Origin of the sequence: Dyella sp., from assembly GCF_035277725.1 — a bacterium.
GTDB lineage: Bacteria > Pseudomonadota > Gammaproteobacteria > Xanthomonadales > Rhodanobacteraceae > Dyella_B.
This window is the reverse complement of record NZ_DATEJY010000255.1, coordinates 1-9,033: the sequence shown is the minus strand read 5'-3', so window position 1 is coordinate 9,033 and position 9,033 is coordinate 1. Positions and strand designations below refer to the sequence as shown.

Genomic DNA, 9,033 nt, shown 5'->3' with positions numbered 1-9,033 from the left:
GCAAAATTACACGTGTTCTACTGGGGTGATATTGACACGCATGGCTTGGCCATCCTCGATCGGTTGCGCACTTATCTGCCACAGACGCATTCGCTGATGATGGACGAGCCCACCTTGCTGGCTTTCAAGTCATTGTGGGGCAAGGAGCAAGCCCAGCATGCAGCCGAAGCGCTTGCTCATCTTACCGAGACGGAACTGCAGTTGTATCGCGCGCTGCGCGAAGGCGTGCGTCGCCAGGTACGACTGGAGCAGGAGCGCATTGCCTGGGACTGGGCGTGGCGTTGCATTACTGAAACTTTTGCTGCGATGACTTGAACACAAAAGTGTGAGTGATGCTTGGTAGGGACTACATCGCAAGCGCTGATCTCTGATGCCATTGAGGTGGCGCTCCTGACATCATCCAGGCTGACCCGTGCTTGCGGGTCTGCGATAGTCGCTTCGCGCCGGGGCGAATGAAAGGAGGGTGAGGTAATGAGGACTGCAACGAATATTATCGCGGGGAAGAAAAAAGCGTTTCTGTGGCGCGTTGCATCGGCGATGGCATGCGTCATTGTTCCCGTGGATGGCTATTCCCAACAGCAGGCGTCCTCCGGCTTTGGCAAAGGCGCAGATGACGCGACGGGCATACGTCCCTCCTACCAGAAATGCCTGGATGCATCGAGTGGCATCACGGTGGACGCGAATAATTGCTGGGTTGACGAGTACGATTATCAGGACAAACGCTTGAACACGGCATACAAGGCATTGATGGCTGTGCTGAGTAAGGACAAACGCGCCAAATTGCAGGCGGATGAAAGAATATGGATAGCCTATCGCGACTCGCACTGTGTAGCTGATCCCGGGCTCGGACAATCTGGAGCCGTCATATCCCAAGAATGCAAGCTGACAGAGACCGCCAAACAGGCTGCGGCGCTGGAATACCGTAAATACGACGAAGACATGAAACGCTAAACAAAGAGCAGCGCTTTTATAAAAAATCGGAGGGCTTAGGCATGGAAGATAAACATAAGCGTGATGGCTGGTATCTGGGCATGACGTCGCAGAGGCACGAGAGTGGTGGGCATGGGCCAGGTGCAATATCGACAGGTCAGGGCGACCACGGTGGCATTTCCTACGGAACTTACCAGTTCTCCACCTTGATGGGGACGCTTCGAGAATATCTCGACCAGTCGGCATACAAAGATCAGTTCAAGGATTTGGAACCAACGACACCGGCGTTCGATGCAAAATGGCGTGACCTGGCCAGAACCGATCCTGGCTTTGCCGAAGACCAGCATGATTTCATCAAACGGTCGCATTACGATGTGCAGGCGATGAAGCTGAAAGCCGCTGGATTGGATCTGAGTGATCGAGGGGCTGCGGTGCAAGATGCACTCTGGAGCACGTCGGTTCAGTACCGCAACGTGACACAAGATATCTTTCGGCAGGGATTGATCGAGAAATTCGGCAAGGATTACAGCCTGGCCAGTCTCTCCGATAAAGACATTGTCGAAGCCGTCCAAGACTACAAGATTGCCCATAACGAACGACTATTCAAAAGCTCGCCGAGGCGTTGGCATGATCTGTTGAAACGTGCACTGAGTGAAAAAGCGGATTTACTCGCTTTGGCGGATCATGGAATTTCGATGGAGCCTCGTCTGGCGACATCTTCTCCTGACATGCATCCAGAGAGGGCATCAAGCCAGATTCCACGCGGCGGCATATTGAAACAAGGCGACCACAGCGAACACGTCCGTACTCTGCAAAGCCATCTGGCTCTGTTGGGCTACACCGATGCACGAGGCAACGCCTTGCAGGCCGATGCCAGGTTTGGCCCCGCCACGCGCGCCGCCGTCGAAACCTTTCAGTGCGATCAACATCTGGACGTGGACGGCATCGCCGGTCCGCAGACGATGCGCCGGCTGCATACCTTGGTCCATGAGCGATCTCTGGCGCAGGCGACGACCCACGAGCGTCCGGCCAATCCGGCTCAAGCTGCTCCCGCACTTGGAAATTGGCTTCATGGGCAGAATCGCGAGCAAAGAACGCCCAGCGTGATCGCACCTCCATTTCGCGAGGACCTCCCCGCTCCGGCTACGCCTGCTCCATCCTATCGTTCATCGCTTATCGACCGCGCGCTCGGCGGGCTGGAAGCCGGTGACAACCAGGCTTACTTCCGGGCATTGCACGAGGCGACGCAACTGCCTGAAGTACGTGCACTCAACACGGCGGCAATGGCCATGGTCGATCAGCAGGAACGCTGCACGGCGCAACTGCAGCAACAACAACAGGAGCTGGAGCGGGTCGCCGCGCAGCAGATGGAACATCGTGGTCCGGTGATGAGCCGCTGAAGGAGTGCATGATGCACGAGCAAGATCTCGAAACAGGCGCGCTGAAGGCGATGGCGTTGATGGCCCAGTTCGAGCGCCGCTGTCATCAGTTGGAGCAACATCAGCAAGCGCTGATGGAGCAATTGCAGCGTGCTATCGGTGGCGTGCCGGGGCAGGTGGCGCAGTCGGCGGACCGGATGCTCAGCAGCTTTCCCAAGGTGGCGGCCACTCAATTGGAGCATGGCCTGGAACATTCGATCACCCAATATGAGCAACGGCTTGGCCAGTCCACCGCGCAACTCCAGGACAGGATGGGCCAACTCGCCAGCCATGTACGCCGGCTGGACCAGTTGTGCCGGCACCTTGTATGGAAAACGGCGGCCAGCGTGATCGGCGCACTGCTGATCGCCATCATCGGAGGGAGCTGGTTGCTGTGGTACTACCAGGGCGAGCTCAGGAATAGCCAGGTTTCCGCTGAATTGATGCATGCCTATAACCAGGCGGATGTCACCTTGTGCGGAGGGCGGTTGTGCGTCAACGTCGATAAAAGCGGGCAAAAGTACGGTGAGCACGGCCAGTATCTGCTGGCAAAGCCGCGCTGATTTTTCGCCTCGTTCTGCGACGCTCATGGCGCGCCTTATACTGATGTCCGGGTTATAAACGCACGGGGCTGTCGTACATGGTGAATGCTTGGCGTGTTGCAGAGACCCATCTTGCGCGCGGAATTCACTGATGCTCGTGCCACATCTGATGCCAAGCGGTCACCTGCTTGCGGTGCCTGAGAATGCCGCGCCGCTCTCGGCGGATGACATACAGCTACGACTAGGTACTGCCTTTGCGCTTGGCGCAGGACATGGCCTGCTGCATCTGGGAACGGCGGAAGTCGGTCGCAGTTTGCCGCCCGCATGGGCCTGGTGGCGTGACTTTGCCGCGCGTTATGTCACCGCCCTGTGCGCCACGCCCGAAGGTGGCGAGATGGCGGTCGTCACGCCTTCCCTCGACGATCTCGACGCCGTGATTGCCGATGCACCGCCAATGACGGGCGGGGAGTATCTGTCCCCCGAGGTGTTGGCCACGCTTTGGGGTGAGATCGATATCGCCTTGCGGCAGGAGCTGACGGCCGCAAAAGTCCCTCTTCAGGATTTCCTCAAGGCGCGCCACCCGGCCTGGAACCTCGTTGGCCGCGTGCATTTCAATCTCGCTGAGAATCGAAAAGACCCGGACTCGCCGTTCGCCTTCCTGGCGACGTATACCTCGCGCCTGTCGGCCCATGGCAAGGCGCAACATCAGCCGCTATCGCAAGCCCTCGCTGAATTTTCAGGCGCTCGCAGCAAGCAGCAGCTTCTGTCGCTGCTGTTGCCGGTGCAGCGCGCCGCCGAACAGTGCGATTGGTTGCGCGACATGTTGGATACGGGCGAGATCTACCATCCACTGCGCTGGACACCGCAGGACGCCTATCGCTTTCTCACCGACCTGCCCAGACTTGAAGCCGCCGGCATCGTCGTGCGCACGCCGGGCGTCTGGCAGGCGGGACGCCCGGCTCGCCCCGTTGTAAAAGCCAATATCGGCACAAAGCCGCCGTCGCTGCTGGGCGCGAGTGCATTGCTCGATTTCAGCACCGAGGTCTCTCTGGACGGTGAGCGCCTTAGCGCTGCCGAGGTCAAGCAACTGCTCAAAGGCGCTGACGGTTTGCAGTTCATCCGCGGTCGCTGGATCGAGGTTGACAAGAAAAAGCTCGGTCGCCTGCTGAAGCGATTCGAAGTGATGGAAAAAGCGGCGAAAACCGGCCTGCCGTTTAACGAGGCCCTGCGCCTGCTGGCGGGCGTTTCGCTCGACGAAGGTGATAGTGGGGAACACGACGACCACGACTGGTCGCAGCTCGCGGCGGGCTCCTGGCTGGCCGACACCTTGCAAACCTTGCGGCAGCCGGAGGGCTTGGCGCACATCAGTCCAGAGCTGGAACTCAAGGCCAGTCTGCGACCTTATCAGCAGGCTGGCGTGCGCTGGCTGTACCTGCTCTCCCGGCTCGGCCTGGGCGCTTGTCTGGCGGACGATATGGGCCTGGGCAAGACCATGCAGGTACTGTCGTTGCTGCTGGTGTTGAAGCGCGAAAACACCGAGGCCCGCCCCAGCCTGCTGGTTGCCCCTGCATCGTTGCTGGCCAACTGGGCGGCAGAAGCGGAGCGCTTCGCGCCCAGCTTGCGCCTGCTGGTCGCCCATCCATCGGCCATGCCTGCGACTGAGTTACGTGCGCTGGACGCTGCGCGGCTGGCGAATGTCGATCTGGTGGTCACCAGCTTCGGCTCGCTGCTTCGTCAGCCGCTGCTGGGGACCATCGAATGGCGCGTTGCCATCATCGATGAGGCGCAGGCGATCAAGAATCCAAGCGCCAAGCAAACGCGGCAGGTCAAGCAGCTTCGCGCCCAGTCGCGCATCGCGCTGACTGGGACACCGGTGGAAAACCGCCTGTCCGATCTGTGGTCCATTTTCGATTTTACTCATCCCGGTTTACTGGGCTCGGACAAGGTATTTGCCAGCTTCACCAAACGGCTGGCGAAGGCCGAGCATTTCGGTCCGCTGCGCGCGCTGGTGCGGCCCTACATCCTGCGCCGCCTGAAGACGGACAAGCGGGTTATCAACGATCTTCCGGACAAGACCGAACTGAAGGCATGGTGCCATTTGAGCACGCACCAGGCGGCGCTCTATCAACGCGCGGTGGAAGACCTGGCCCTCGCACTGCAGGACGCCGAAGGCATCGGTCGCAAGGGCGTGGTGCTGAGCTTCCTCATGCGCTTCAAACAGATCTGCAACCATCCCTCGCAATGGCTGGGTGACGCGGCATGGAGGGAGCAAGACAGCGGCAAGTTCAGCCGCTTGCGCGAGCTGGTCGAGGTCATCGCCGCCAAGCAGGAAAAAGTGCTGGTGTTCACTCAGTTCCGCGAGACTACGGAGCCTTTGGCGGCTTTTCTCGGTTCCATCTTCGGTCGCGAGGGTTTGATACTCCATGGCGGCACGCCGGTGGCCCGGCGCCGCACTCTGGTCAAGCAATTTCAGGAAGACGAACTGACGCCCTTCTTCGTGCTGTCGTTAAAGGCCGGTGGCGCGGGGTTGAACCTCACCGCCGCGTCGCATGTCATCCATTTCGATCGCTGGTGGAACCCGGCGGTGGAAAATCAGGCGACTGACCGTGCGTTTCGTATCGGCCAGCAGAGAAACGTGCTGGTGCACAAGTTCGTCTGCCGCGGCACGGTCGAGGACCGCATTGATCAATTGATTGAATCGAAGCAGCAACTGGTAAAGGATGTGCTGGAGGGGGGCGCGGAGCTCCTGCTCACCGAAATGAGCGATCGTGAATTGCTCGATCTCGTCAGGCTCGACATTCACACCGCACAAGAACATTGATCGACAAGAGGAAACAGCATGGGGTACTGGGGATGGAAGCCTTATGTCTCGGTTGCCGAGCGCAGAGACAAAGCTGAAAAGGCTGCCGCCAAGGCCAAGAAGTCGGGTGCGACGCTGTCGCCCATCGCACCGTATCGCGGCGCCATCGCCAAGACTTTCTGGGGCAAGGCCTGGTGCGACAACCTGGAACGTTACAGCGACTATGCCAATCGCCTGCCGCGCGGTCGTACCTATGTGCGCAATGGCTCGGTGATCGACCTGCACATCAGCGAGGGTGCGGTGCGCGCGCAAGTCATGGGGTCGAGCCTCTACAAAGTAAGCGTGAGTGTCGTGGCGTGTCCTGAAAAACAATGGCGAACCATTGGTGCCGACTGTTCGGGATCGATCGATTCGATGGTCGAACTCCTGCAAGGCAAATTTTCGCGTGGTGTGATGGAGCGGCTCTGCAAGACCGGCACAGGCCTGTTTCCGTTACCTAAGGAGATCAAGTTCACATGCAGCTGCCCGGACGGCGCATCCATGTGCAAGCACGTTGCCGCCGTGCTCTACGGCGTCGGCGCGCGACTCGACCAACAGCCGGAACTGCTGTTCGCCTTGCGCCATGTCGACGCCAATGATCTGGTCAGGCAGGCCGGCGCCGGCTTCGCCAAACCCGCGAAACGACCGACTGCCAGCAAGGTACTCGATGATGCGCAGCTCGCCGATGTGTTTGGCATCGAAATGGCTGCCGTTTCCCTTCCGCCAGCAAAGCCGGCTACCGCACGCAACAAGTCGCCAGCAGGCAAGACAACCACGAAGAAAGCGGCCAAGCAGGTCATCTCGGCAGCCCGCAAGTCCGCGGCGACGTCGGCGCCCAAGAAATTGGCGGTCAAACCGTCGGCCGCGCCGCGCAAATCGCTATCTGGCAAACGTGCTACCAGCAAGGCAAACGCCATGACCTCATCTGCAACGCCGAAAGCAACGGTAACGAAGAAGCGGACTTCTGCGCGACTGGCAAAAGACAAGTCTCGCTAAGCCTGTCATGGCAAACCGGCCAGGTGCGCTAAAACCCACCTATATCTGACAGGCTCCCAGGCAAGCTGTGCATTCGCGCTTTCATCCGTCATCATGTGAAATTCGCCATCGGAGAGAGACATGACCGGTCGCCGCAACTTCCTCAAAACCAGCCTGCTGGCCACTTCCGCGCTAGCCCTGCCGCGCCTGTCGCGCGCGACGGCAACCCTGGCCGGCTCCGTTCCCGGCAACGTCGGCGCACGCGTCGTCTCCACCTGGGATTTCGGCGTGCCAGCCAACCTAGCCGCATGGGGCGTGCTCGGCAAGGGCGGCAAGCCGCTGGATGCGGTAGAGCAGGGCGTGATGGTGCCGGAATCGGATCTGCACAATCACAGCGTGGGACGCGCGGGTTATCCCGATCGGGACGGCCATGTGACGCTGGATGCCAGCATCATGAATGGCGATGGCAGTTGCGGTGCGGTGGCAGCGCTGGAGCACATCGGCCATCCGATCAACGTGGCGCGCAAGGTGATGGAGAACACGCCGCACGTGCTGCTGGTTGCCGATGGCGCGCTGGAATTTGCCCTGCAGCAGGGCTTCAAGAAGGAAAATCTGCTCACGCCGGAATCGGAAAAGGCTTGGCACGAATGGCTCAAGCAGGCCAAGTACACGCCGGTGGCCAACAGCGAAAACATCGATTACCACCGTAGCATGCAGAACCTCGGCATGCCGGGCGGCAAGAACAATCACGACACCATCGGCATGTTGGCGGTCGATGCCAGCGGCCATATGGCAGGCGCGTGCACAACCAGCGGCATGGCGTGGAAGATGCGCGGCCGCGTGGGCGACAGTCCGATCATCGGCGCGGGTTTGTACGTCGACAATGAAGTCGGTGGTGCGACGTCAACCGGCGTCGGCGAGGAAGTGATCCGCAACGCCGGCAGCTTCCTGGTGGTGGAGTTGATGCGCCAGGGCCGCAGTCCGCAGGAAGCCTGCGAGGAGGCCGTGCGACGCATCGTGAAGAAGCGTCCGGAGGCGACGAAGGAGATGCAGGTGGGTTTCCTGGCCCTGCGCCGCGATGGCGAATGCGGCGCCTTCGCCATCCAGAAAGGCTTTACCTATGCCGTATGCGACAAGCAGCAACAAGATCGCCTGCTCGCATCGCCCAGCCTCTACCAGACGACTTACAGCTGATGTCCCAACAAGCTCTGCTTGAAATTGCCGCCGGCACGCTGGCGTCTGCCCTGGCCGCGCAGGAAGGCGGCGCGGATCGCGTCGAGCTTTGCAGCAGCCTAGCCGAAGGCGGTATCACGCCGTCATATGGCATGTTGGCGGTCGTGCGCGAGCGGGTGCGCATCCCTGTGTATGTGCTGGTGCGGCCACGTGCGGGTGATTTTCTGTATGACGACGCTGACTTCGAGATGATGCGGCGTGATATCGAAACCTGCGTCAGCCTGGGTTTTGACGGCGTGGTGATCGGTGCGCTGGATGCGGATGGCCACGTCGATCCGCGTTGTCGCGAATTGGTGCATGCAGCTGGCAAACTGGGCGTGACGTTCCATCGTGCGATCGATGCCAGTGCGAATGTGAGCCGTGCGCTGGATGACGTCATGGCGTTGGGCTGCGAGCGTGTGCTCACCTCGGGCGGATGCGCGAATGCGTTGGCGGGTGCGCAGGTGATTGCTGGTCTGGTCAAACAGGCCGGCGACCGGGTCAAGGTGATGGCTGGGGCGGGTATCCGCTCGGGCAACCTGGCCGAGGTGATGCGGCTGACCGGCGCGCATGAATGCCATGGCTCGGCGCGGGCGGTGGTGAAGTCCTCGATGCGGTATCTCAATCCAGCCTTGAAGGACCTGGCGCCGGATATCGAGCAGACCAGCGTGGAGGAAGTGCAGGCGATGAAACAGCAACTCGCCGCGTTCGCCCTTCACCCAATGGGGTGAAAAGCGCAAACAAAGCCGCCGTTTCCGCAGCGGCACGCGGCCGATCTGCTACGGAAAACCTTCTACACAGCAATCGTCGTCCCGGCGAAAGCCGGGACCCAGCGACTTTGCTCTGATACATCATAAAGACACTGGGTCCCGGCCTTCGCCGGGACGACGGTAAGGTGGGATGCCTCATGACGCCCAGACTGAGGTTCCCAAGGGAGGGGGAGCTCCAGTCAACAAAAAAGCCGGCGTCTCCGCCGGCTTTTCTATACCAACCCGATGCTCGCCCGACTTCAGGCAAGCTCGTGGATCTTGGCGTTCAGGCGGCTCTTGTGGCGAGCGGCCTTGTTCTTGTGGATCAGGCCGCGAGCGGCGTAGCGATCCATCACCGGCTGGGCAGC

9 protein-coding genes are annotated in these 9,033 nt (G+C 60.4%); 8 read left to right on the top strand and 1 reads right to left on the bottom strand.

Annotated elements, in window-relative coordinates; genetic code table 11:
• The 8 genes from VJR68_RS20785 to VJR68_RS20750 all read left to right on the top strand — a co-directional run.
• The coding region (locus VJR68_RS20785; protein ID WP_324150729.1) for a Wadjet anti-phage system protein JetD domain-containing protein at nt 1-315 on the top strand (315 nt) is incomplete at its 5' end.
• A gap of 156 nt (nt 316-471) precedes the next feature.
• A complete protein-coding gene (locus VJR68_RS20780) occupies nt 472-951 on the top strand; it encodes a lysozyme inhibitor LprI family protein (protein WP_324150727.1) in 480 nt (159 codons plus the stop codon).
• Between the two features lie 41 nt (nt 952-992).
• On the top strand, nt 993-2,330 hold the full coding sequence (locus VJR68_RS20775; RefSeq protein WP_324150726.1) for a peptidoglycan-binding domain-containing protein: 1,338 nt from the start codon (nt 993-995) through the stop codon (nt 2,328-2,330).
• Between the two features lie 11 nt (nt 2,331-2,341).
• On the top strand, nt 2,342-2,911 hold the full coding sequence (locus VJR68_RS20770) for a relaxation protein (RefSeq protein WP_324150724.1): 570 nt from the start codon (nt 2,342-2,344) through the stop codon (nt 2,909-2,911).
• A 130-nt stretch (nt 2,912-3,041) separates the two neighbouring features.
• Nucleotides 3,042-5,711: a DEAD/DEAH box helicase gene (locus tag VJR68_RS20765; RefSeq protein WP_324150723.1), complete on the top strand. Its 2,670-nt coding sequence runs from the start codon at nt 3,042-3,044 to the stop codon at nt 5,709-5,711.
• A gap of 18 nt (nt 5,712-5,729) precedes the next feature.
• A complete protein-coding gene (locus VJR68_RS20760) occupies nt 5,730-6,725 on the top strand; it encodes an SWIM zinc finger family protein (RefSeq protein ID WP_324150722.1) in 996 nt (331 codons plus the stop codon).
• A 120-nt stretch (nt 6,726-6,845) separates the two neighbouring features.
• Nucleotides 6,846-7,898: a N(4)-(beta-N-acetylglucosaminyl)-L-asparaginase gene (locus VJR68_RS20755; protein ID WP_324150721.1), complete on the top strand. Its 1,053-nt coding sequence runs from the start codon at nt 6,846-6,848 to the stop codon at nt 7,896-7,898.
• Entirely contained in the window at nt 7,898-8,647 is a 750-nt protein-coding gene (locus VJR68_RS20750) for a copper homeostasis protein CutC (RefSeq protein WP_324150718.1), read from the top strand. The genes VJR68_RS20755 and VJR68_RS20750 overlap by 1 nt, the downstream gene beginning before the upstream one ends.
• Before the next feature lie 278 nt (nt 8,648-8,925).
• Here the strand turns inward: VJR68_RS20750 and rpsT are convergent.
• The coding region (rpsT, locus tag VJR68_RS20745) for a 30S ribosomal protein S20 (protein WP_324150731.1) at nt 8,926-9,033 on the bottom strand (108 nt) is incomplete at its 5' end.